Raw genomic sequence first — 22,238 nt, 5'->3', positions numbered from 1 at the left:
GACGACTATTGGGAGGGGCTGAATTGAATCCGGTGACCCCGGGCGACTTGCTCGCCTCGGACGAGATCGCGCTGCTGGACCGGGCGCTGCTGGAGTGGGATGGTCCCGCCCGGTGCAGTGACGAGCTGGCGGCCGGCATGGGGTTCGCGACTTTCGATGACCTGATCATCCAGTGCGAACGGCTGAGAGCCGCGCTGCGGGCGGGGAGTGCGTTGGCCCCGGTCGACTGGGCTCGGGTGCTGATGGCAGCGGAGATCGTCTTCGTCAGCGATCTGGCGGGCACGGGGTTCGAGTGGCCGACGACGACCGGGCTCGACGACGTGGTGACGCTTCGGACCTTGCGGGGGATCCAGCGGAAGCTGGGGAAGGTGGTTCGCGCGTATTACGGGAAGCGGCCGAGCGAGGCGTGACCGAAGAGCCGGTGGCTGATCGAGGGGATCCCGGCGGTCCGGGTGACTGCTCGCCGCGTTGACTCGCAGAGCGGACAGGTCGTGGTCGGGCGGGCGAGTTGCTCGCACAGGGCCTCCGGAGTCGTGTCCGGTCGGTGCCGATGTGGACCGGCGCCTCAGCTCGGGCTGGGGTGTCGTTCGCCGAGCAGGTCGAGCAACGCCGTGGTGGCCGCGCCCGGTCGCCGCGCCGATGCCGTGGCGACGGCGAGCCGCCACCGCAGTTCCTGGTCCGCGACCTGGACGGTGTCGAGGCCGGTGAGGTCGGGCACCAGCCGCTCGCCGAGGAACCCGATGCCCAGCCCGGCCCGGATGTAGTCGGCGATGGTTCCCACGTCCGGCACCTCGAGGGTCACCTCCCGGTGCACTCCCGCTGCGGCGAACGCCTGGTCGGCGATGGTGCGGTTGGTGAAGCCGGGTGGGGAGTCGATGAACGGGAACTCGGCCAGCCGCGCCAGTGACGCGCGGCCCTCTCCGGCCAGCGGATGCGAACTGGGAACGTAGACGACCATGGGAGCCGAGGCCAGCAGCCGCGTGTCGAGGTCGGCCGGCGGGGGACCGGGCAGGGAGAGGATGGCGACGTCGAGCCGGCCTTCACGCAGGTGCTGGGCCAGGCCCGCCGATCCCTCCATCGCGGTCCGGAGCCGGACGGTGACCCCGGGGTGGCGGGTGCGCAGCTCGGCCAGCAGTCCGGGCATGCCGACGAAATCGACCGAAATCTGGGTGCCGACCGTGACCGTGCCGTGCACCGTGCCTTGCGTCCGGTGCACGGCGTCCTTGGCCGCGCGGGCCGCGTTGAGGGTTTCCCGCGCCCGGGGCAGCAGGGCGTGTCCGGCCGCGGTCAGGGTGACGGCCTGCGGGCTTCGGGTAAACAGCGCCGATCCGAGCTCACGTTCCAGTGCCTTGATCGTCGCCGACACCCCCGACTGCACGACGTGCAGCGTTCTGGCCGCCGGGGTGAAGCCGCCGGTGTCGGCGACCGCGACGAAGTACTCGAGATGACGGAGTTCCACACAGCATTATCACTGATCATGCTGGCATTCATCAACATGAATCGTTGGACATGATGATCTGCTCAGCGTGAAGGTGGAAGCGCAAAGACCTGTGACCGTGACGAGGAGACCGGCGTGACTGTCGACGAAGCCAAGGAAAGCCCCTGGCGCTACACCGAACTACCCGACCGGGCTCGGCAGGCGATCAAGCGCTTCGTGCCGCCGGACGCGCTGCTGGCCGAGCGCCTCGAGCGCTACGCCGACGTGCGGCCGCGGCCGGCGGACCACGACGGGGACACCGAGGTGCTCGACGGCCAGGTGTTCACCCACCGCTTCGTGGACGCCCCGGGTGACCAGGAAACAGTGCGGTGGCACTACGTCGAGACCGGCAGCGGCGAGCCGGTGGTGTTCCTGCACGGCATGCCCGACTCGTGGTTCATGTGGCACCACCAGATGGCCGCGCTGTCGGACTCGTACCGCTGCATCGCCGTCGACCTCAAGGGCTACGGGCAATCCGGGAAGGATCGGGGCGACTACAGCCAAGCCGGTGCCGCCGCGCAACTCGTCACGTTGCTCGACACGATCGGAGTGGACCGGTTCGTCCTGGTCACGCACGACCGGGGAACCGTGCAGGGCGACCACATCGCGGCCGCCCACCCCGCGCGGGTCCGCCACTACGTGCGCGGCGAAGGGCACCTGTACCACTTCCACCCCGACCTCGCCCCGCACGACGAACTGCTCGCCGAAGCCCCGTGGTCCGGGTTACTGGAGGACCCGAACCGGTTCGTCGTCTGGGCCTACACCATGATCGGCGAATTGCCGGTGGCTGACGAGGACATGCGCCGCGTCATCCAGGAGTTCTCCTATCCGGGCATCACCCGGGCGGTCCCGCGCTACAGCATGGCCTCCACCTTCCGCAAGGAGTGGATCGAGCGGCGTAGCGACCTGATTCCCCGCTGGCGCTCCCCGGTCACCATCATCCAGGGCCGGGACTCCCGGACCCAGCCCCGCGAGTTCTTCACCGACGCCGCCGAACGCATCCCCCGTGCGGCCCGCGTCGAGGTCCGCTACGTCGACGGCGGGCACTTCTGGCCGCTGGAGAACCCCGGGCAGAGCAGCACGGTCCTGCGCGAGGTCCTGGAGCAGGCACCGGAACACTGACCGAGGACGAGCGTCGCTCTCGTCGATCGGACCTTGGACGTCGGCGGCGGCGCTTTAATCCTGGCCTCAGGTTGGCCGGGGAGGATGAGCGGCGAAGCGTCGACGGGAAGGGTGGGCCGGCGTGCGGATCATGATCGCGGATGACGAGGCGGCCATCCGTGAGTCGCTGGAGCGGGTGCTCCAGGTCGAGGGTTACGACACCAGCACCGTCGCCAACGGTCTCGCCGTGCTCGACGGGGTCGATGCCGACGCGCCGGATCTGCTGATCCTCGACGTGATGATGCCCCGCCTCGGCGGGTTGGAGACGTGCCGGCGGTTACGGGCGGCCGGCCGGGATCTGCCGGTGCTGATGCTGACCGCCCGGGATCAGGTCGTCGACCGGGTCGCGGGGCTGGACGCGGGCGCCGACGACTACCTGCCCAAGCCGTTCGCCACCGAGGAGTTGCTGGCCCGGGTGCGGGCCCTGCTGCGCAGGCGGACGCCGGCCGACGACGAATCGCAGATCCTGTCGTTCGCCGACGTCCGGCTCGATCCCGACCGGTTCGAGGCGTGGCGTGGCGGGCGGCCGCTGCACTTGACCCGGACCGAGTTCTCCCTGCTGCAGGTCCTCGTGCGCAACGCGACCCGGGTGCTGACCCGCGACGCGCTGTTCGAGGCGATCTGGGGCTTCGACATGAGCGCCACCGCCAACAACCTCCAGGTCTACGTGAGCTACCTGCGCCGCAAGATGGAGGCCGGGGGTGAGCCGCGGTTGATCCACACGCGGCGCGGCTTGGGGTACACGTTGCGGGAAACACCTCCGTGAGCAGGCCCGCACGCCGGCTGACCCGGTGGTGGCGACGGCGGTCCCTGCGGACCAGGATGACGGTGATCGCCGCGACGGCCATCGCGGTCAGCGTGTTCGTGGCCTTGCAGGTGGCCATCGAGCTGATGGTCGGGGAGCTGCAGAGCACCGCGAAGGATCAGCTGCGCGCCGAATCCCACGTCGTGGCGGCGGACGCCGAGCGCGCCGGTCCGGCGCGGGTCCAGCTGCCGCCGTATCCCGGATCCGGCCGGCTGGTGCGAGTCATCCTGCCCGACGGGGCGATCCGGACGCCGGCGGGCCAGCCCGCGCTGCCCCCGGTCAGCGAAGACGCGTGGCGCGTGGCGCGGGGCGCGTCGGCCGACCTGATGGAGTCGGACGACAACGACGACGACGGCTATTTCGTCTACACACTGCGGGTGGGCGGCGGCGCGGTCCAGGTGGCCCGCGCCGCCGACAACAGCCCGATCAGCGAGTTCGGGCTGGGCATGCTGCTGATCGGGGCGCTCTGCGTGGCCGGTGGCGCTCTTGTCGGGCGGGCCGTGGCCCGGACCGGGCTGGCCCCGATCGACCGGCTGAGCGCCGCCGCGGTCCGGGTCGCGCACACCCGGGACCTCGACGCCGACATCCCGGACGAGGGCGGTGGGGAGATCCGGCGGCTGATCCGGTCGATCAACGCCATGCTCGCCGCGCTCCGGGAATCCCGCCGGGCCCAGCGGCTGCTCGCCGAGGACGCCGCCCACGAGCTCAAGACCCCGCTCACCAGCCTGCGCCTCAACGTCGAGCTGCTGATCCGGCTCGATCGGCGCGGCACCCTGGACAGCGCACTGCCGCCGGAGAGCCGGACCCGGCTGCTCGACGACGTCGGCGCCCAGGTGGCCGAGTTGAGCACCCTGGCCGCCGAGCTGACCGACCTGGCGCGCGGTGACGTCAGCGACGAGAGCACGGAGGTGCTCGACTTCGCCGACGTGGTGGTGGCCGCCGCGGCCCGGGCGCGGTCCCGGGTGCCCGACGTCGAGGTCGCGCTCGACGTGAGCTCCGTGCGGGTGAGCGGGCGTCCCGCCGGTCTCCAGCGGGCGGTGCTCAACCTCATCGACAACGCCGGCAAGTGGTCGCCCGCGGGCCAGCCGGTCGGAGTCCGGCTCCGCGCCGAGGGCGAGTCGGCGGTGCTCGAGGTCGACGACGCCGGGCCGGGCATCGACGCCGCCGACGTGCCGCGGGTGTTCGACCGGTTCTACCGTGCCGACAGTGCCCGGGCGCTGCCGGGATCCGGTTTGGGGCTGTCGATCGTGCAGCGGGTCGTCGACGCCCACGGCGGCCGGGTCACCGTCGCCCGGTCCGCCCGCGGTGGCGCCCTGCTCCGGGTCGACCTTCCGACGGCGGCCCCGCCCGCCCCGGACGCGCCGCTCGCCGCCGGGGACGACGCCGCGGCGCGTTGACGACGGCCCGGCTCAAGCGCCCCAATGTGGCCTTCGGTGCGTCTGACGCACCCAAGGCGGCCTTCGGCGCGTCAGACGCAACCAAGGCCGCCTTGGGGCGCTCGTCGAGCAACCTGGGACGCGCTCACCGCCGCAGCGCGGGCTCCTCGTCGGCGGCGAGGGATCCTCGGCCGTCCGGCAGCTCCGCCGGCCGGGACAGCCGGCTCGGCCACCAGATCCGCCGGCCGAACAGCAGGGTGAGCGCGGGCACCAGGACCGACCGGACCAGCAGGGCGTCGAGCAGCACGCCGAACGCGACCAGGAACCCGACCTCGACCAGCATCACGAGCGGAAGACTGGTGAGGACCGCGAACGTGGCCGCCAGGACCAGGCCCGCCGAAGTGATGACGCCACCGGTGGCGGAGAGGGCTTTGAGCATCCCCTTTCCGGTGCCCAGCCGCACGGTCTCCTCCCGGGCCCGGCTGGCCAGGAAGATGTTGTAGTCGACGCCGAGCGCCACCAAAAACAGGAAGGCCAGCAGCGGCACCGAGTCGTCGAGGCCCTGGAACCCGAGGACCGTGTCGAAGACGAACACGCTGCCGCCGAAAGCCGCCGCGAACGAGACGATCACGGTGGCCATCAGGACCAGCGGGGCCACGATCGCCCGGAGCAGCAGCCCGAGGACGAGCAGGACGACGGCGAGCACCAGCGGGATCACCAGCAGCTCGTCGCGGCTGGTGGTCACCTCGGTGTCGAGGTGCTCCGCGCTCGGCCCGCCGACGATCGCCTCCGCCCCGCTCACCGCGTGCACGGCGGTGCGCACCCGCTTGATCGTGTCGTACTCCGCGACGGTGTCCGGCGCGTCCGCCGGGAACACCGAGATGTCGGTCCAGCCACCCCTGGTCTCACCCGGGACGGCCACTGCCACCCCGGGAGTGCCCTTGACGACGTCGAGCACCCGCTCCTGGTACGCCGGCCGCGTGAAAACTGTCATCGGCTGGCCGCCGAGCTCCGGGAAGTGCTGGCGGAGAACGGTGAAGCCGCTGACCGACTCCGGCGCGGACAGGAACTGGTCCTGCTCCCGCAGGGCGCCGGTGTTGCCCGCCAGGCCGATGACGAACACGCCGAGGACGCCGAGCGAGCCGAGCGCCGCCACCCACCGGCGGCGGCTGATGGCGGCGCCGAGCCGTCCCCACAGCCCCGGCTTCTTTTCCACGGCCGTGCCGAACCGCGGGATGGCCGGCCAGAAGATCCGCCTGCCGAGCACCACCAGCATCGCCGGGAACAGCGTCAGCATGGCCACCAGCGCGCACACGATGCCGGCCGCGCCGATCGGGCCCAATCCGCTGGTGCTGTTCAGGTCCGCGGCGAGCAGGCAGAGCAGGCCGGCGATCACGGTGGCCGCGGACGCCACGATGGCCGGCGCCGCGCCGCGTAGCGCGTGGACCATCGCGACCCGGACATTCTCGTGGTGGTGCAGTGCTTCCCGGTACCGGGCGATGAGCAACAGCGCGTAGTCCGTGCCGACGCCGAACACCAGGATCGTCAGCAGCGCCGAGTTCTGGTCGTTGACCACGATGCCGAAGCCCTTGACGAGCAGGTAGACGGTCGCCATCGCGGTCAGTGCGGCCGCGCCCACGGCCACCAGCGGGATGAGCCACAACACCGGGCTGCGGTAGGTGAGGATGAGCAGGAGCGCGACGACGAGGAGGGTGGTGAGGAGGACCTGCAGGTCGATGCCGTCGAAGACGGCCTCCATGTCGCCGTCGACCGCGGCCGGCCCGGTCACGTCGAGTTCCAGGCCGGCGGGGCGGTCTTTCGCGGCGTCGCGCAACGGGCCGACGATGGCCTCCGGTGCGCCGTAGGTCGTGCTCACGTCCAGGGTGAACATCATCGCCGTGCCGTCGGCGGAGGGTTTTGCCTGTGGGCCCTGGTCTTCCGGGGCCGCCGCCTGCGGTGGGTATCGCTTGGCGAGGGTGTCGTAGTGGCGCTCGACCGTCGCGCGGTCGGCGTCGGTCAGGCCGCCGGCGCGGTGGTACACGAAGACGAACGTGTTGTCCTCGCCGCCGGGGAGACTCTCCTCCAGCGCCGCGACCTGGGTGGACTCGGCGCCGGCGGGCAGGGTGTCCACGGCTCTGTCGGTGGTGACCGAACTCAGCTTCCCGCTCAGCGGCCCCATGAGCACCGCCAGGGCCACCCACAAGCCGATCACCAACCACGGCACCCATCGCCCTGTCGACCGACCGGGTGGCGTTGCTTCGAATGCCATCATGAGCCTCCTGTACGCGTTGGATCGCTTATCCGACGCCGACTTCCTATCGAGCGAATCTGAAAGAACCGTTAAACCTCCACTATGGACATAGAGGAGTACCGTGGTACCACTGCCCTTCCGGAAATGACGACCGCAGTACGACGAAACGGGACGGAATCGGGCCTAGCGTTCAGGCCATGACGAAATCTGACATCCCACTGCGGAAGCTCGGGGCGGCCGTCATGGCGCTGACGACGGCGTTCGCCGTCGTCGCCTGCGGATCGAACGCCGGCAACAGCGCGGCGCCCACCGCGGTCGGCCCGCACAGCGCACACGCGGGCGGGGCATCGGCTCCACCGCAGCCCCTGCGTGCCGGCGAGCGGTTCCTCGACCTGAAGCTGACCGAGGCCTACACACCCGCGCCGCCGGCGGGCGGCGGCACGGACGAGTACCGGTGCCAGGTCATCGATCCGGGCCTGACCAAGACGGCGTTCCTGACCGGGACCCAGGTCTTCCCGGAAAACGTGGCCATCGCGCACCACGCCATCGTGTACACGGTGCCGCCGGGTGGCGCCGCCGCGGTGCGGGCGCACGACGCGAAGACCCCCGGCCCCGGCTGGCAGTGTTTCGGCGGGACCGGCGTGGACGGCGCCGAAGTGGAAAAGGGCGAAGCCACGTGGGCGGACACCTGGGCGCCGGGCGCCACGGAGACGCTGTTCAGCGAGGACGCCGGCTTCAAGCTGGAGCCGGGCAGCCTGATCATCCTCCAGATGCACTACAACCTGCTCGCGACCGACGGCAAACCGGCCGGGTCGGACCGCTCCGCGGTGCGGCTGCGGCTGACGGACGGCACGCCGCAGACCCGGGAATTCGACACCTTGCCGCTCGACGCGCCGACCGAACTGCCTTGCACCGCCGAGGAGTCGGGTCCGCTCTGCGACCGGGCGACCTCGATCGCGGACGTGACGAAGCGGTTCGGGCCGGACGTCGGCGGCACCGCGGACCGGCAGGTGGCGGAGTGCGGCCAGGGCACCCCGAAGCCCGGTGACACCCAGACCTGCGACCACCGGGTGGAGGCGCCGATGACGCTGTTCGCCGGTTTCGGCCACATGCACCTACTCGGGCGGGCCATCAAGGTCGAGCTCAACCCCGGCACGCCGAACGCGAAGGTCGTGCTGGACGTGCCGCAGTTCGACTTCGACAACCAGCGGCTGGTGAAGCTGCCGTCGCCGGTGGAGATCGGTCCGGGGGACACGCTGCGGGTGACGTGCACGCACGACGCGGGACTGCGCAAACGGCTGCCGCAGCTGAGCAAGCTGCCGGCCCGCTACGTGGTGTGGGGCGACGGCACCAGCGACGAAATGTGCGCGGGAATCCTGACGGTCTCGCCCCGCAAGTCCTGACGAAGCGCCGCACCGCCACACCTGCGAAATGAAGGGAGAATTCTCTTGTCCCTCACGGCTGCTCCCGGCGAAACAACGTCGCCGGCCGATGCGTCACCACGGAGACCCACCTGGGCACTCCTGCCGCTGCGCGTCTTCCTCGGCGGCACATTCCTCTACGCGGGCCTTTCCAAGATCTTCGACACCCACTACCTGGACCACACTTCACCCCTCGGCGTCCACGCTCAGATGCTGCACGCCGCGGCCACCTCCCCGATCGGCCCGCTGGTGTCGTTCGCCGCCGAGCACCCGACCGTCATCGGCCTGGCCATCGCCTTGGGCGAAGTGGCTGTCGGGCTGGGTACTCTGCTCGGGCTGTTCACCCGGATCGCCGCGGTGGGCGGGTTTCTCCTCGCGCTGAGCTTCTTCCTGACCGTGAGCTGGACGACCCACCCGTACTACTTCGGCGCCGACATCGTCTTCGCGGCCGCCTGGACCCCGCTGTTGATTGCCGGCGACGCAGGCCTGTTCTCCGTGACGGCCCGCCTGCGCGCCGCGCTTCGCCGTCGCCGCCCGCCGAACCACGCCCCCGACGACGGCGAGCGACGCATTCTGCTCTGGGGCGGCCTGATCACCGCGACGGCCGCCGCCATCAGCGGCGGCGTCATCGCCCTCAACCGCCGCACGACCGCCGATCCGGAACCGAGCCGGCCGGCGGACCCGGGACCGAACTCCGGAACGGTGATCGCCGCGGTCTCCGCCGTCGCCGTCGGTTCGTCGACGAGCTTCACCACACCGGACGGGTCCGCCGCCTATCTGGTGCGCCCCGCGACCGGCACCTTCATGGCGTTCCTCGCCGCCTGCACACACCAGGGCTGCCCCGTCACGCCCGCCGGCTCCGGCTTCCGCTGCCCGTGCCACGGGTCCACTTTCGACGGCAACGGCCACGTCACCGGCGGGCCGGCGACGAAATCACTGACCACCGTGCCGGTGCGCGTCGTCGACGGGCAGGTCACCACCGCATGACCAGGCGGGACGAAGCGTCAAACCGGGCGGGTGAGTCTCAGGTCGTAGGCGAGGATGAGGGCCTGGACCCGGTCCCGGGCCCCGATCTTGGCGAGGACCCGCCCGACGTGGGACTTCACCGTCGACTCCGACAGCGTGAACCGTCGCGCGATCTCGCCGTTGGTGAGGCCCTGGCCGATGGCGACGAGGATTTCGCGCTCGCGGCCGGTCAAGGAGTCCAGCCGGGGATCCTTCCGTACGGGCTCGCAGGCGTCATCGTCGAGCCTGACGAACGCGTCGAGCAGCCGCCGGGCCAGCGCCGGCGCGATCACCGCGTCCCCGGCGGCGACGGCCCGGATGCCGGCGAGCAGTTCCTCCGGCCGGGTGTCCTTCAGCAGGAAACCGCTCGCCCCGGCCCGCAGCGCGGCGAGCGCGTACCGGTCCACCTCGGACGTCGACAGCACCAGGATCCGCGAACGCCCACCGGCGGCCACGATGCGCCGGGTGGCCTCGATCCCGTCGGCGCCCGGCACGCGGATGCCCATCAGCACCACGTCGGGACGCAGCTCGGCGGTCCACCGAACGGCCTCGGCGCTGGTTTCGGCCTCGCCGACGATCCTGGTGTCGGGGGTGTTCTCCAGCAGCATGCGAAACCCGAAGCGCTGCATCGGCTGGGCGTCCACCGCGAGCACGGAGATCATGAATGGCTGCCTTTCAGGGTCGCGTGGACGGTCCGGCCGCCGTCCGATCCGAGACCCGCGTCGCCCATTCGTACCGAGCGAACCTGAAACGACCGTTAGAAGACGGCACTGATACGCGGGCGAAACCGGGCTGACTTGTATGGGACGTCCAGTCGCTGCAGCTGATTTCGCTGGGAGCGCAACCGATTCCCCGCACGCTGCCGCAGACGTTACCGTGGCCGCATGCATTCACCGATCACGGGCACGGCGGCCGGCGTGCCGTTCACCGCTCTGCCGCCGGCCGACGGCGGCCCCGCGCCGTTGGTCGTCACTTGGCACATGCTCGACGCGCCGCGGTCGGACGCTGCGTTCGCTGCCGCGTTGCCGATGCACGGCCTGCCCGCGTGGCGGGTGCACCTGGGATTGCCGATGTGCGGGGCGCGGATGGTCGACGGCAGCCTGGACGCGGGTTTGGAGCTTCTCCGCAAGGACGTCCTGATGGCCGCTCTGTACCCCATCCTCGCGCAGGCGACCGAGGAGTTCCCGGCCGCGCTGGCGTCGATCCGTGCGCAGCTGCCGGTCGATGACGGCCCGATCGGCGTGCTCGGTGGCTCGCTGGGTGGGGCCGTCGCGCTGCGGATCCTCGCCGACACCGACATTCCGGTCTTCGCGGCCGCGGTCGTGAACGCCGCCATCCGGATGCGGTCCGTCGTCGGCCTGTTCCCGGGCGACTATCCCTACGACGCCGAGTCCGAGAAGGTCGTCGACAGCCTGGACTTCGTGGCCCGGGCTGGTTCCGTCGCCGGTCGCGCGCCGCTGCTGGTCGTCAGCGGCGAGCTGGATCACCCGTCGCTGCGCGCCGATGCGTTGGACCTCGTCGACGCTGTAGGGGATGGCGCCAAACTGCTGTCGATCCCTCGGCTGGCCCACCCGCTCGCCGACGAGCCCGGCATCGAGCCCGCACCCCAGCTACCGCCGGCTCGCGAGGTGGACGCCGGCTTGACCACGTGGTTCCGACGCTGGTGCTGCTGACCGAAGTGCCACCGGAACGAGCCCGGCGAACCGCATCCCGAGGCCACGGCCTCATGACCGGTCTCCTCCAGGCTGTGCCGGGTCGAGGTGGGCGGGGTGGACGGTGGTGCTGAGCAGGCGGCCGAACGCGCCGAAGGTGAAGTGCGTGGTGTCCTGGCCGGTCTCGGCCAAGCCGAACAGCGCTCCGTGCGAGCGCAGGTCGTGGACGTTGCGGTGATCGGCCACCGTCACCGCGGCGCACGGGATCACCTTCTCCCGCCAGGTGAAGACGTAGATGCCGGGGCGCAGCTGGTAGGCGGTGTTTTCGTCGGTGTCGGCCAGGCCACGCTCCGGCCCCGCCAGGCACTGCCACGTGTACCACTGCGGGCTGAGGTAGACGTGCTCGTAGGCGTGGTCCTCGCTGTACACCCACAGCGCGCGCCGGCCGATCAGCGCGGTCGTGGGCGCCGGGGCCGGCCCGCTGATCGGCATCCCGTCGATGTGGCCGGGCACGAACACCTGCCGGACGCGGGTCCGGCCCGGCACCGGCTCGGCGATCGTGGTGATCACCGAAAGGGCGTGCCCGGTGGTGAAGTCGAGGAAGAGGCTGACCGCTTCGTTCGGCTCGTGCGTGTGGTGGAACTGCGCGTAGACGAGCCCCTCCGCGACGTCGAACGCTTCGTAGTGGTCCGTCCCGGTGGCCGCCGGGAGCGGGTCCGCGGCGCCGGGGGCGTAGTCCCAGCCGACCGTGTCGGCGCCGAAGCGGTGGGTGATCCGGGTGCCCCGTTCGTCGGTGACCACGATTTCGCGGTCGGCCAGCGCGGTCGAAGGCTCCGCCTTGTTGGCGTCGAAGCCGGGTTCGAGCCCGTCGAGGGGCAGCCAGTTCGCGGTGTCGGAGAGGTCGGTCACGCGGTTTCCTCCATGGTGTGTCCGGCGGGGGTGGTGGCCGGTTGGCGTTCGAGGTCGGCGTCCAGGGCCCGGTAGACGGCCGGGCGGCGCTTGCGCAGCCAGGCGGCGACCACCAGCCCGGCCAGTGCGACGATCAGGAGCAGCCAGGGCAACTGGGGGACGAGGCCGTTGCTGGAGCCGGCCAGGGTGGGGAAGTTGATGATCGCCAGGGTCACGATGAGCCCGAGGCCCACCGCACCCAGGCCGGGCGCGATCAGCGTCCGGGTGAGCCGGGGGTCGTGGGTGCGGCGGAAGTGGACCAGGATCGCCAGCGCGGCGAGCAGTTGCAGGGCGAGGATGGCGAGCGTGCCGAAGCCGGTCATGCTGGCCGTGAGGTCGGCGACCGGGTCGAGTCCGGCGAGCCGGAACAGCAGCGCCACCACCGAACCGAAGACCAGCTGGGCCAGGGCGGCGTGCTGGGGTGCGCCGGTGCGGGCGCGGGTGCGGCCCAGCAGCCGCGGCAGGACGCCGACCCGGCCGAGGGCGTAGAGGTAGCGGGTCGCCGAGTTGTGCAGGGCCAGCAGGGCGGCGAACAGGCTGACCACGAGCAGCAGCATCATCACCTTGGTCAGTACGTCGCCGAGGTAGTTCTGCGACACCGAGAACACCAGGTCCCCGGCGGACAGGTGCGCGGCGGCGACGTCCTGGGCCCGTGCCACGCCGATCGCGGTGACCACGGCCCAGGTGGTGAAGGCGGCGAAGACCCCGATGAAGCCGATGGCGAGGTAGGTTGCCCGCGGGATCGTCCGCCGGGGGTTCTTCGCTTCTTCGCCGAACAGGGCGGTCGCTTCGAAGCCGATGAAGGCGTTCGCGGCGAACAGCAACGCCAGCCCGCTCGCGCCCTGGAGCATGACGGACGGGGTGAAGACCACGAAGGAGAAGCCGTGCCGGAACAGCACGCCGAAGTCCATGACCAGCAGGATGGACACCTCGAGCACCAGGGAGACGCCGAGGACCTTCGCGCTGACGTCGATGCCGCGCCGGCTGAGCAGGAAGACCAGCGCGACCGAGACCGCGCTCCACACGATCCAGTCGAGGTCCACGCCGAAGACGTCCTTGAGGACCGTGCCGGTGAAGAAGCCGCTGGTGCCGACGGCGCCGGCGACGAAGCAGTTGTAGCCGAGCAGCGCGACGAACCCGGCGACCAGGCCCATGGTCTTGCCCAGGCCCTTGACGACGAAGGCGTAGAAACCGCCCGCGCTGGTCAGGACCTTCGACATCTGGGCGTAGCCGACGGCGAACAGCAGCAGCACGACCGTGGCGAGGACGAACGCGGCGACCATGCCGCCGCCGTTGCCGACGGCGATGCCGATGGCCGCGATCACGACCATCCCGGTCAGCGGCGCCACCGCGGCCAGCACCAGGAACACGATGCCGGGCACACCCAGCACGTTCTCGGCGAGCGAGGTGCTGCCCCGCCCGGGACCCGATCCGCTCATGGCTCCTCCTCGGAGGTCAGACCTGCTCGCCGAGCTTGAATTCCGCCTGCCCGGACGCGTAGGAGAAGCCGTCCGCACCGATGGTGACGTCGGCTTCGCGCGGCTCGGCCCGTTCGACGACCGGCTGGACGCGCCCGTCGAGGTCGAGCACGACCGACGCGTCGGTGTACCAGCTCGGCACCACCGGGTTGCCCCACCAGTCGCGGCGCTGGTTGTCGTGGACGTCCCAGGTGATCACCGGGTTGTCCGGGTCGCCGGTGTAGTAGTCGTGGGTGTAGATCTCGATGCGGTGCCCGTCCGGGTCGCGGACGTAGAGGTAGAACGCGTTCGATACCCCGTGGCGGCCAGGTCCGCGCTCGATCATCCCGGACTTCCGCAGCGCGCCCAGGTGGTCGCAGATGTGCAGGATCTGGTGCCGCTCGTGCGAGGCGAACGCGATGTGGTGCAGCCGCGGGCCGTCGCCGCCGGTCAAGGCCACGTCGTGGACCGTCGGCTTGCGGAACATCCAGGCCGCGTACACCGTGCCCTCGGCGTCCTGGATGTCCTCCGAGACGCGGAAACCCAGGCCCTCGTAGTACTTCCGGGCCGCCGGGACGTCCGGGGTGTCGAGGTTGAAGTGGTCCAGCCGCGACAGTGCGCCGGCGCCGTGGACGTCGTAGCGCTGGGTGAACCGCTCGACGTGCTCGGCCTCGTGGAAGAACTCCACCGGGAAGCCGAGCGGGTCGAGCACGCGCACCGCCTCGCCGATGCCGCGGGTGGCGCCGGCCGGCCGGCGGGAGACCGGGCAGCCGAGCCCGCGGTAGTACGCCTCGGCCAGCTCGAGGTCGGCCGGGGTCCGCACCCGGTAGGCCAGCACGCCCAGCGCGGGTTCCGGGCCCTTGCGCAGCACCAGCGAGTGGTGCAGGTACTCCTCGAACGCCCTGAGGTACAGCGCGGAGGAGTCTTCGTGGGTGACGACGAGCCCGAGCACGTCGACGTAGAACGCCCGCGAAGCGGCCAGATCCGTGACGACGAGCTCGGCGTACGCGCAGCGGATGACGTCCGGCGGGGTGGCGGTCATGCGGTTTCCTTCCCGGCGCCGAACCGGGCCGTGTGCACCGGCCCGAGTGAGACGTGGATGGCCTGCTGATCGGTGTAGAAGTCGAGGGAGCGGTAGCCGCCTTCGTGGCCGAGGCCGGACGCCTTGACCCCGCCGAACGGCGTCCGCAGGTCGCGGACGTTGTGCGAGTTCAGCCAGACCATCCCGGCTTCGACCGACTGCGCGAAGGTGTGCGCCCGCGTCAGATCGGACGTCCACAAGTACGCGGCCAGGCCGTACTTGACGCCGTTGGCGAGCGCGAGGGCTTCGGCCTCGGTGTCGAACGGCGTCAGGGCGACGACGGGGCCGAAGATCTCCTCCTGGAAGATCCGCGCGGTCGGGGGCACGTCGGCGAACACCGTGGGCGCCACGTAGTTCCCGGTGTCCAAACCGGACGGACGACCGCCGCCGGCGAGCAGCCGGCCCTCGGTCTTGCCCAGCTCGACGTAGCTCATCACCTTGTCGTAGTGCTCGGGGTGGACCAGCGCGCCGACCTCGGTGGCCGGGTCGTGCGGGTCGCCCACGACGATGTTGGCGGCCCGTTCCGCGTACCGCGCGCAGAACTCGTCGTAGATCGGCCGCTCGACCAGGATGCGGCTGCCCGCGGTGCAGCGTTCGCCGTTGAGCGAGAACACGCCGAACAGCGTCGAGTCCAGTGCCGCGTCGAGGTCGGCGTCGGCGAAGACGATCGCCGGGGACTTGCCGCCCAGCTCCATCGACATGCCCTTGAGGTGCGCCGCGCAGTTGCGGTAGATCGTCTGCCCGGTCGTGGTCTCGCCGGTGAACGAGATCAGCGGCACGTCCGGGTGCTTGACCAGCGCGTCACCCGCTTCCTCACCGAAGCCGTTGACGAGGTTGAACACGCCGTCCGGCAGCCCCGCCTCCGCGAAGATCCCCGCCCACAGGCTCGCTGAGAGCGGCGTGAACTCGGCCGGCTTGAGCACCACCGTGCAGCCGGAGGCCAGCGCCGGCGCGAGCTTCCAGCTCTCGAGCATGAACGGCGTGTTCCACGGCGTGATCAGCCCGGCGACGCCGACCGGCTTGCGGTGCACGTAGTTCATCTGCCGCCCGGGCACCTGGTAGGTGTCGTCGGCCTGGGCGACGACGAGGTCGGCGAAGAACCGGAAGTTCTCGGCGGCGCGCTGCGCCTGGCCGAGCGCCTGGGTGATCGGCAGGCCGGTGTCGAACGTTTCCAGCTCGGCGAGCCGGGCGTCCTGGGCTTCGACGGCGTCGGCGATCTTGTTCAGCACGCGCGCCCGCGCTCGCGGCAGCATCCGCGGCCACGGACCGTCGGTGAACGCCCGACGCGCCGCCGCGACGGCGCGGTCGACGTCCTCGGCCTGGCCCGCGGCGGCGGTCACGTAGGGCGTGTTCGACACCGGGTCGAGGACGTCGAACGTCTTGCCGGAGACGCTGTCGACGAGTTCGCCGCCGATGTAGTGCTTCAGCTCGCCCGGCAGTCCGTCCGGGACGTGGTGGCTCATGGCTTTCCTTCCACGGTGTAGCCGTCGGCCGGCGTGAGGTACTGCGCGCCTTCGGCCATGAGGTCCTTGATCCGGGCGAGGCCGGATTCGGTCGGCGGGATCAGCGGCGGCCGCACGTGCCCGGACGCGATCAGCCCGCGCTGCTCCAGGACCCACTTCCCGGGCGCCGGATTGGTTTCGACGAACAGCAGGTCGACCAGCGGGTGCAGGCCGTAGTGGATTTCACGGGCGCGCTCGTGGTCACCGGCCTGCCAGGCCGTGTACATCTCGGCGCACGCGGCCGGGGCGATGTTGGCCGTCGCGCTGACGAACCCGGCGCCGCCGAGGGCCAGCAGCGGCAGGCAGAGCAGCTCGATCCCGGACCACACGACCAGGTCGCGGCCGCACAGGTGCAGCACCCGCGAGAAGTGCTCGAAGTCCTTCGTCGTCTCCTTGATCCCGGCGAAGTTGTCGCACGAGCGGTAGAGCCGCGCGACGGTCTCGGGTGCGAGGTCGACCGCGGTCCGGCTCGGCACGTTGTAGGCGATGATCGGCAGGTCCGGGAACTCGCGGCAGACCGTGCGGTACCAGACGAACAGGGCGTCCTGCGTCGGCCGCGCGTAGTACGGCGTGATGACCAGCGCCGCGTCGACCCCGGCGGCGCGCGCGGCCGCCGTGAGTTCCAGGGTTTCGTCGAGCTTCGCCGAGCCGGTTCCGGGGACGAACGGGACGCGGTCGCCGACCTCGGCGGCCACCGTCCGGATCGCCTCGGCGCGTTCGGCCACCGTCTGGGAGCCGGGCTCGCCGGTGGAACCGCCGATCGAGATGCCGTGCGTACCCGAAGCCAGCTGCCAGCGCACGAGGTTCTTCAGGCCGTCGTGGTCGACGGCCCCCTCGGCGGTGAACGGCGTGATCAGGGGCGCGATCGACCCGCGGATGGCCCGGGGGTCGGAGCGGAATCGCATAAGTTTCCCTTCGTGCGTCAGTGGCGGCGGTAGGCCAGGTAGGCGTCCAGGGTGGCCAGCCGGTGGGCGCGGACGGCCTGTTCGATCTCCGGGCCCGGCGCGCCGCGTTCGAGCAGGCCGAGGATGGTTTCGTGCTCGGCGACCGAGTCGCGGGCGCGGCCGGGCACGAAGCTGAAGGTCGAGCTGCGCAGGCGGCCGAGCCGGTCCCAGCCGCGGCGGACGAGGTCGAGAATCTGCGGGTTGGGGCAGGCTTCGAACAGCACGGCGTGGAAGTCGCGGTTGAGGCCGGTGAACTTCGCGGGTTCGAAGTCGCCGAGGCAGCCGGCCAGCTCGGTGTTCAGCGCGCGGGCCTTCGCCAGCGTGCCCGGCGGGAGGACCGGCGCGGCGAGCGCGGCGGCGTAGCCCTCGACCAGCGCGAGGGTCTGCATCGTGTGCTGGTACTCGCTCTCGTCGACCATCGCGACCTGGGCGCCGACGTTGCGCTCGAAGGTCACCAGGCCCTCGGCCTCCAGCAGCCTGATCGCCTCGCGGACCGGCACCACGCTGACGCCGAGCTCCTGGGCGAGCTGGCCGAGGACCAGGCGGTAGCCGGGAGAGAAGGTGCCGTCGGCGATCCGGGCCTTGATCCACTCGTAGGCGATCCGCGACTTGCTCATCGTGGTGCCGTTCACCGGTTCGCGCGCCATGCCGCGTACCTCCCGCGCCAGTGCTCGCCCATCGGGTAGAGGCCTTCGACGCGCTCGCCGTCGGCGACCCGCTCGGCGATGAACGTCTCCTGCAGCTCCTGCTCGATCGCCGCGTCGACGACTTCTTCGACGAGGTCCGGCGGGATGACCAGGACGCCGTCACCGTCGCCGGCGATGACGTCGCCCGGGCGGACCGCGGCGCCACCGCAGGCGATGGCGACGTCGACGTCCCACGGCACGTGCCGACGGCCGAGCACCGCCGGGTGCGGCCCGGCGTGGTAGGTGGGAATGTCCAAAGCGGACACCGCGGCCAGGTCGCGGACCCCGCCGTCGGTGACTATCCCGGCGGCGCCGCGCACCTGGGCGCGCAGCGCGAGGATGTCGCCGACCGTGCCGGTGCCGCGTTCGCCGCGGGCCTCCATGACCAGGACGTCACCCGGGCCGAGGCTGTCGATCGCCTGCTTCTGCGCGTTGTAGCCGCCGCCGCGGGCGGTGAACAGGTCCTCGCGGTACGGCAGGTACCGCAGGGTCCGCGCGCGACCGGTCAGCCGGGCGCCGGGCCTGGTCGAGGTGAGCCCGTCGATCGACACGGCGTTGTACCCGCGCTTGCGCAGCTGGGCCGACAGGGTGGCGGTGCCGACGGATTCGATCCGCTGCTTCAAGGAGGCCGTCAGCTCGAACCGCGGCTCGGCGGTCCCGTACGCGTCCGCGCGCTGCTGCTCGTCGATGCGGGGGAGCGCACCGTACGGTCCGAAGGGGACGGTCCCCTCGGTGATCGGGGTGACGAGCCGGCCGGTGGTGTGGCCGCCGCCGTCGACCTCCACTTCGACCACGTCGCCGGGGACCGCGACCGACGCTCCCGCGGGCGTCCCGGTCAGGACGACGTCGCCGGGTTCGAGCGTGATCAGCTGCGAGAGGTCGGCGACCAGCCGTCCGAAGCCGAAGAGCAGGTCGGCGGTGGTGTCCTCCTGGACGAGTTCGCCGTTGAGCCAGGTCCGCAGCCGCAGGGCCGCCGGGTCGACGGCGGCCGCGGGCAGGACCGACGGCCCGAGCGGGGTGAAGCCGTCGCCGCCCTTGGCGCGCAGGTTGCTGCCCTTGTCGGCGTACCGCAGGTCGTAGACGCCGAAGTCGTTGGCCGCGGTGACGCCGTCGACGTGCGACCAGCCCTCTTCGGGCGTGACGCGGCGGGCCGTGCGGCCGATGACGAGCGCGATCTCGCCTTCGAAGCCCAGCAGCTCGGTGCCGGCCGGTCGTTCGAGGGCGGTGCCGCTCGCCGCGACGGACGTCGGGGGCTTGAGGAAGTACGACGGCTGCTCCGGTACCCGGCCGCGCTGGGCGGCGCGGGAGCGGTAGTTGAGGTGCAGCGCGATGATCTTGCCGGGCCGCTGCGGGGGAGGCGTCATCGGTGGTCCTGCCTGCCGGTTCGAGATAAAGTATTTCAAATAATATACGATCTACGGCGCGGGGAGACCCCCATCAGTTGCCGTAGTGGAGCCAGACAGACTTGGTTTCGGTGTACGCGTCGAGAGCCCACGGGCCCATCTCGCGGCCCCAGCCGGACGCCTTGTACCCGCCCCACGGCGCCGCCATGTCCGGGATCGGGGGCATGTTGACGAACACCGCGCCGGCCCGGAGGCCGTCCGCGTAGCGCTGCGCCGTGCGGATGTCTCGGGTCCACACCGTGGCGGCCAGGCCGTATTCGGTGTCGTTGGCGCGGGCCAGTGGCTCGTCGCCGTCGTCGTAGGCCGTCACGGCGAGCACCGGGCCGAAGATCTCCTCGCGCATGATCGCCATGTCGTCGCGGACGCCGGCGAACAGCGTGGGGGTGTAGAAGTAGCCGTCGCCGTCGACCGGGTTCCCGCCGGTCACCAGGTCGGCGCCCTGGTCGCGGCCGGTGCTGACCAGGAAGTCGACGTGTTCGCGGTGCTTCTCGGACACGAGCGGCCCGACCTGCGTGGTCTCCTCGGTGCCGGGCCCGAGCCGCAGACCTTCCAGGCCGCGGGCCAGCTTGTCGACAAATTCCTGCTCGCGCTTGCGGTCGACGTAGAAGCGCGTGTACGCGGCGCAGACCTGGCCGGTGTTGAGCGTCGCGCCGGCGAGGTTGCCCGCGACGGCGGCGTCGATGTCGGCGTCGGCCGCGATGATGCTCGGGGCCTTCCCACCGAGTTCGAGAGTGAGCCGCTTGAGGTTGGACGCCGCGCTCGCCGCCGTGATCAGCTTCCCGACCGCCGTGGACCCGGTGTAGGAGACGTGGTCGACGTCCGGGTGCTCGGTCAGGAGAGCGCCGACGGCGCCGTCGCCGGTGACGAGGTTGACCACGCCCGCCGGAATCCCGGCCTCGTGCACCAGCTCGACCAGCCGGATGCTCGTCAGCGGCGTGACCTCGCTGGGCTTGATCACCACGGTGTTGCCGGTGGCCAGCGCGGGGGCGAGCTTCCAGGCGAGGATCATCAGCGGGAAGTTCCACGGCGTGATCAGCGCGTTCACCCCGACCGGCTCGCGGCGGGTGTAGTGCAGGGTGTCCGGGAAGGACACCGGGTTCGTGGTGCCCTGCAGCTTGGTGACCCAGCCCGCGAAGTAGCGGAAGTGCTCCGCCGCGCCGGTCACGCTCACCTGCCGGGACACCCCGATCGGCTGGCCCTGGTCCAGGGTTTCCAGCCGGGCCAGCTCCTCGTGGTGCTGCTCGACGAGGTCGGCCAGCCGGAACAGCAGGGCGGCGCGCCGGATCGGCAGCAGCCCGGCCCACCCGGGCGCGGAAAGCGCTCGCCGGGCGGCCGCGACGGCGGCGTCGACGTCGGCCCGTGAAGCCGTGCCGACCTCTTCGAGGATCCGGCCGGTGGCCGGGTCGCGGGTCGGGAGCGCGCCGCCACCGGCTTCGGTCCACTGTCCGTCGATGCAGAGGCGTGTCGCCATCCCGGTGTCCTCCTCGGCCTGGGGTGAACCGAGTATCGGCCGCCGGCCCGCCACGGGTCTTGTCCGCTCCCGCACGCCCGTTGACCGACCGCGAAGGGATCCCGCGCGGGTTCCGGGCCGCGCGCCACGCTGGGCCGCATGGACGTGATCGTGGTGGGCGCCGGCTCGGCCGGCTCGGTGGTGGCGCGGCGGCTGGTGGACGCGGGCGCGGCGGTGACGCTGCTGGAGGCCGGGGGCGAGGACGTCAACCCGGCCATCCACGACCCGGCCCGGGCGGGGGAGCTGTGGCACGGTCCCGAAGACTGGGACCTGTACACGGTTCCGCAGGAGCACGCCGCCGGACGGCGGCTGCACCTGCCGCGCGGCCGGGTGCTCGGCGGGTCGCACGCCCTCAACGCGATGATCTGGGTCCGCGGCGCCCCGGCCGACTACGACGGCTGGGGCCTGCCCGGCTGGACCTGGGCCGACGTCGAGCCGGTGTTCGCGCGGATCGAGAAGGACCTCTTGGAGGTCGTCCCGAACGAGCCGCTGCACCCGATCCAGCAGTCCATAGTGGACGCCTGTGTTGCGACCGGATTGCCACTGAACCCGGACTACAACGCCGGGGTGTTGGACGGCGTGTCCGTCGAACGGATCACCCTGCGCGGCGGGCGGCGGTTCAACACCTGGCACGCCTACGGTTCGCCGGTGGCTTCCCGGATGACCGTCCACACAGGAGCGCTGGTGCACCGGCTGCGGTTCTCCGGCTCCCGCGTGACCGGTGTCGTCGTCTCGCTCGGCGGTGTGCTGCAGGAGCTCTCCGCGGACCTGGTGGTGCTCGCCGCGGGGGCGCTGGCCTCGCCCGCGATCCTGCTCCGCAGCGGTGTCGGCCCGGCGGACGAGCTGCGCGCGCTCGGCCTCGACGTCGTCGCGGACTTGCCGGGTGTCGGGCGCAACCTGCACGATCACCTGCTCTCGCCGGTCATCTTCTCGACCACCCGCGAGGTCGTGCCCGCGCCGGGCCGTCCGGTGACGCAGGTGCACTGGTTCTGGCGCAGCCGGGACGGCCTCGCGGTGCCCGACACCCAGCCGATCTGCTTCAGCGTGCCGATGTACGAGCCGTGGATGTCCGGGCCGCCGACCGGGTTCTCGCTGATGGCGGGCATGGTCACGCCGGAGAGCCGGGGCAGCGTGAAGCTGTCCGGGCCCTCGCCCGACGACGAACTGCTGATCGACCTCGCCGCCCTGTCCGCACCGGCGGACTTCGAGAGCCTGGTGGCGTCGGTGCAGCAGTGCCTCGAGGTCGGCCGCGCGCCGGCGCTGGCGGGGGAGTGGGGCGCCCGGCCGCGGTACCCGGCGCCGGGCACAGACGTCCGCGAGTACGTCCGCCGGACGGCGATCACGTACCACCACCAGGTCGGCACCTGCCGGATGGGCACCGGCCCGGACGCGGTCGTGGACCCGCGGCTGGCGGTCCACGGCCTCGAGGGCCTGGTGGTCGCCGACGCGTCGGTGCTGCCCCGCGTGACGACGGGCAACACCAACGCCCCGGCGGTCCTGGTCGGCGAGCAGGCCGCCCACTTCCTCCTCGGCGCAAGCCGGTCGTGAGTGGTAAGGCG

General features: G+C 71.5%; 19 protein-coding genes. 8 read left to right on the top strand and 11 right to left on the bottom strand.

All coding sequences use genetic code 11. The features are described from left to right. The first annotated feature begins 32 nt into the window (after window positions 1-32). Window positions 33-410 carry a hypothetical protein gene (locus ACFPLC_RS41465; RefSeq protein ID WP_378199952.1) on the top strand — a complete coding sequence of 126 codons (378 nt, stop codon included), beginning with the start codon at window positions 33-35 and terminating at the stop codon, window positions 408-410. Between the two features lie 155 nt (window positions 411-565). On the opposite strand, the gene ACFPLC_RS41460 is transcribed toward ACFPLC_RS41465, so the two are convergent. After that, window positions 566-1,459, bottom strand: a complete 894-nt coding sequence (locus ACFPLC_RS41460; protein ID WP_378199949.1) for a LysR family transcriptional regulator — start codon at window positions 1,457-1,459, stop codon at window positions 566-568. A 114-nt stretch (window positions 1,460-1,573) separates the two neighbouring features. Between ACFPLC_RS41460 and ACFPLC_RS41455 the strand changes: the two genes are divergently transcribed. From ACFPLC_RS41455 to ACFPLC_RS41445, 3 genes are all read left to right on the top strand, one after another. Continuing rightward, the gene (locus ACFPLC_RS41455) at window positions 1,574-2,599 is read left to right on the top strand and encodes an alpha/beta fold hydrolase (RefSeq protein WP_378199946.1); all 1,026 of its coding nucleotides are present in this window, start codon (window positions 1,574-1,576) and stop codon (window positions 2,597-2,599) included. A gap of 121 nt (window positions 2,600-2,720) precedes the next feature. Continuing rightward, on the top strand, window positions 2,721-3,404 hold the full coding sequence (locus ACFPLC_RS41450) for a response regulator transcription factor (protein ID WP_378199944.1): 684 nt from the start codon (window positions 2,721-2,723) through the stop codon (window positions 3,402-3,404). Continuing rightward, window positions 3,401-4,840 (top strand): HAMP domain-containing sensor histidine kinase, encoded by a 1,440-nt coding sequence (locus tag ACFPLC_RS41445; RefSeq protein WP_378199941.1) that lies wholly within the window; start codon window positions 3,401-3,403, stop codon window positions 4,838-4,840. Before ACFPLC_RS41450 ends, ACFPLC_RS41445 begins: the two co-directional genes overlap by 4 nt. 124 nt (window positions 4,841-4,964) lie before the next feature. On the opposite strand, the gene ACFPLC_RS41440 is transcribed toward ACFPLC_RS41445, so the two are convergent. After that, the gene (locus ACFPLC_RS41440; protein ID WP_378236121.1) at window positions 4,965-7,043 is read right to left on the bottom strand and encodes an MMPL family transporter; all 2,079 of its coding nucleotides are present in this window, start codon (window positions 7,041-7,043) and stop codon (window positions 4,965-4,967) included. A gap of 224 nt (window positions 7,044-7,267) precedes the next feature. On the opposite strand from ACFPLC_RS41440, the gene ACFPLC_RS41435 reads away from it, so the two are divergent. Together ACFPLC_RS41435 and ACFPLC_RS41430 are read left to right on the top strand one after the other, a co-directional pair. Continuing rightward, window positions 7,268-8,473: a monooxygenase gene (locus tag ACFPLC_RS41435; RefSeq protein ID WP_378199938.1), complete on the top strand. Its 1,206-nt coding sequence runs from the start codon at window positions 7,268-7,270 to the stop codon at window positions 8,471-8,473. A gap of 45 nt (window positions 8,474-8,518) precedes the next feature. Further along, a complete protein-coding gene (locus ACFPLC_RS41430; RefSeq protein WP_378199935.1) occupies window positions 8,519-9,478 on the top strand; it encodes a Rieske 2Fe-2S domain-containing protein in 960 nt (319 codons plus the stop codon). 17 nt (window positions 9,479-9,495) lie between these two features. On the opposite strand, the gene ACFPLC_RS41425 is transcribed toward ACFPLC_RS41430, so the two are convergent. Then, window positions 9,496-10,158: a response regulator gene (locus ACFPLC_RS41425; RefSeq protein ID WP_378199932.1), complete on the bottom strand. Its 663-nt coding sequence runs from the start codon at window positions 10,156-10,158 to the stop codon at window positions 9,496-9,498. A 222-nt stretch (window positions 10,159-10,380) separates the two neighbouring features. On the opposite strand from ACFPLC_RS41425, the gene ACFPLC_RS41420 reads away from it, so the two are divergent. Further along, entirely contained in the window at window positions 10,381-11,169 is a 789-nt protein-coding gene (locus ACFPLC_RS41420) for an alpha/beta hydrolase (protein ID WP_378199929.1), read from the top strand. A gap of 51 nt (window positions 11,170-11,220) precedes the next feature. Here ACFPLC_RS41420 and ACFPLC_RS41415 read toward each other — a convergent pair whose 3' ends face one another. The 8 genes from ACFPLC_RS41415 to ACFPLC_RS41380 form a co-directional block, all read right to left on the bottom strand. Beyond that, the gene (locus ACFPLC_RS41415; protein WP_378199926.1) at window positions 11,221-12,057 is read right to left on the bottom strand and encodes a molybdenum cofactor biosynthesis F family protein; all 837 of its coding nucleotides are present in this window, start codon (window positions 12,055-12,057) and stop codon (window positions 11,221-11,223) included. Further along, a complete protein-coding gene (locus tag ACFPLC_RS41410) occupies window positions 12,054-13,535 on the bottom strand; it encodes an APC family permease (RefSeq protein ID WP_378199923.1) in 1,482 nt (493 codons plus the stop codon). Before ACFPLC_RS41410 ends, ACFPLC_RS41415 begins: the two co-directional genes overlap by 4 nt. A gap of 16 nt (window positions 13,536-13,551) precedes the next feature. Next, window positions 13,552-14,595, bottom strand: a complete 1,044-nt coding sequence (hpaD, locus tag ACFPLC_RS41405) for a 3,4-dihydroxyphenylacetate 2,3-dioxygenase (protein ID WP_378199920.1) — start codon at window positions 14,593-14,595, stop codon at window positions 13,552-13,554. Further along, window positions 14,592-16,097 carry a 5-carboxymethyl-2-hydroxymuconate semialdehyde dehydrogenase gene (gene hpaE / locus ACFPLC_RS41400; protein WP_378199917.1) on the bottom strand — a complete coding sequence of 502 codons (1,506 nt, stop codon included), beginning with the start codon at window positions 16,095-16,097 and terminating at the stop codon, window positions 14,592-14,594. Before hpaE ends, hpaD begins: the two co-directional genes overlap by 4 nt. Next, window positions 16,094-17,041 (bottom strand): 4-hydroxy-tetrahydrodipicolinate synthase, encoded by a 948-nt coding sequence (gene dapA, locus ACFPLC_RS41395; RefSeq protein WP_378199914.1) that lies wholly within the window; start codon window positions 17,039-17,041, stop codon window positions 16,094-16,096. The genes hpaE and dapA overlap by 4 nt, the downstream gene beginning before the upstream one ends. 17 nt (window positions 17,042-17,058) lie before the next feature. Next, window positions 17,059-17,727 carry a GntR family transcriptional regulator gene (locus ACFPLC_RS41390; RefSeq protein WP_378199912.1) on the bottom strand — a complete coding sequence of 223 codons (669 nt, stop codon included), beginning with the start codon at window positions 17,725-17,727 and terminating at the stop codon, window positions 17,059-17,061. Continuing rightward, window positions 17,709-19,130 (bottom strand): fumarylacetoacetate hydrolase family protein, encoded by a 1,422-nt coding sequence (locus ACFPLC_RS41385; RefSeq protein WP_378199909.1) that lies wholly within the window; start codon window positions 19,128-19,130, stop codon window positions 17,709-17,711. Before ACFPLC_RS41385 ends, ACFPLC_RS41390 begins: the two co-directional genes overlap by 19 nt. A 73-nt stretch (window positions 19,131-19,203) precedes the next feature. After that, on the bottom strand, window positions 19,204-20,640 hold the full coding sequence (locus tag ACFPLC_RS41380) for an aldehyde dehydrogenase family protein (protein ID WP_378199906.1): 1,437 nt from the start codon (window positions 20,638-20,640) through the stop codon (window positions 19,204-19,206). Window positions 20,641-20,778: 138 nt separating this feature from the next. Between ACFPLC_RS41380 and ACFPLC_RS41375 the strand changes: the two genes are divergently transcribed. Next, on the top strand, window positions 20,779-22,227 hold the full coding sequence (locus ACFPLC_RS41375) for a GMC family oxidoreductase (RefSeq protein WP_378199903.1): 1,449 nt from the start codon (window positions 20,779-20,781) through the stop codon (window positions 22,225-22,227). The last annotated feature ends 11 nt before the right edge of the window (window positions 22,228-22,238 follow it).

It is taken from the genome of Amycolatopsis plumensis, from assembly GCF_042652605.1.
GTDB classification, from domain to species: Bacteria; Actinomycetota; Actinomycetes; order Mycobacteriales; family Pseudonocardiaceae; genus Amycolatopsis; species Amycolatopsis plumensis.
This window is presented reverse-complemented; position numbering and strand designations above follow the sequence as displayed.

Bases quoted from the DNA above. Each gene is read 5' to 3' on its own strand.
- ACFPLC_RS41435 (WP_378199938.1), top strand. From the start codon at position 7,268: ATGACGAAATCTGACATCCCACTGCGGAAGCTCGGGGCGGCCGTCATG.
- ACFPLC_RS41425 (WP_378199932.1), bottom strand. From the start codon at position 10,158: ATGATCTCCGTGCTCGCGGTGGACGCCCAGCCGATGCAGCGCTTCGGG.
- ACFPLC_RS41420 (WP_378199929.1), top strand. From the start codon at position 10,381: ATGCATTCACCGATCACGGGCACGGCGGCCGGCGTGCCGTTCACCGCT.
- ACFPLC_RS41410 (WP_378199923.1), bottom strand. From the start codon at position 13,535: ATGAGCGGATCGGGTCCCGGGCGGGGCAGCACCTCGCTCGCCGAGAAC.
- hpaD (WP_378199920.1), bottom strand. From the start codon at position 14,595: ATGACCGCCACCCCGCCGGACGTCATCCGCTGCGCGTACGCCGAGCTC.
- hpaE (WP_378199917.1), bottom strand. From the start codon at position 16,097: ATGAGCCACCACGTCCCGGACGGACTGCCGGGCGAGCTGAAGCACTAC.
- dapA (WP_378199914.1), bottom strand. From the start codon at position 17,041: ATGCGATTCCGCTCCGACCCCCGGGCCATCCGCGGGTCGATCGCGCCC.
- ACFPLC_RS41390 (WP_378199912.1), bottom strand. From the start codon at position 17,727: ATGGCGCGCGAACCGGTGAACGGCACCACGATGAGCAAGTCGCGGATC.
- ACFPLC_RS41385 (WP_378199909.1), bottom strand. From the start codon at position 19,130: ATGACGCCTCCCCCGCAGCGGCCCGGCAAGATCATCGCGCTGCACCTC.
- ACFPLC_RS41380 (WP_378199906.1), bottom strand. From the start codon at position 20,640: ATGGCGACACGCCTCTGCATCGACGGACAGTGGACCGAAGCCGGTGGC.
- ACFPLC_RS41375 (WP_378199903.1), top strand. From the start codon at position 20,779: ATGGACGTGATCGTGGTGGGCGCCGGCTCGGCCGGCTCGGTGGTGGCG.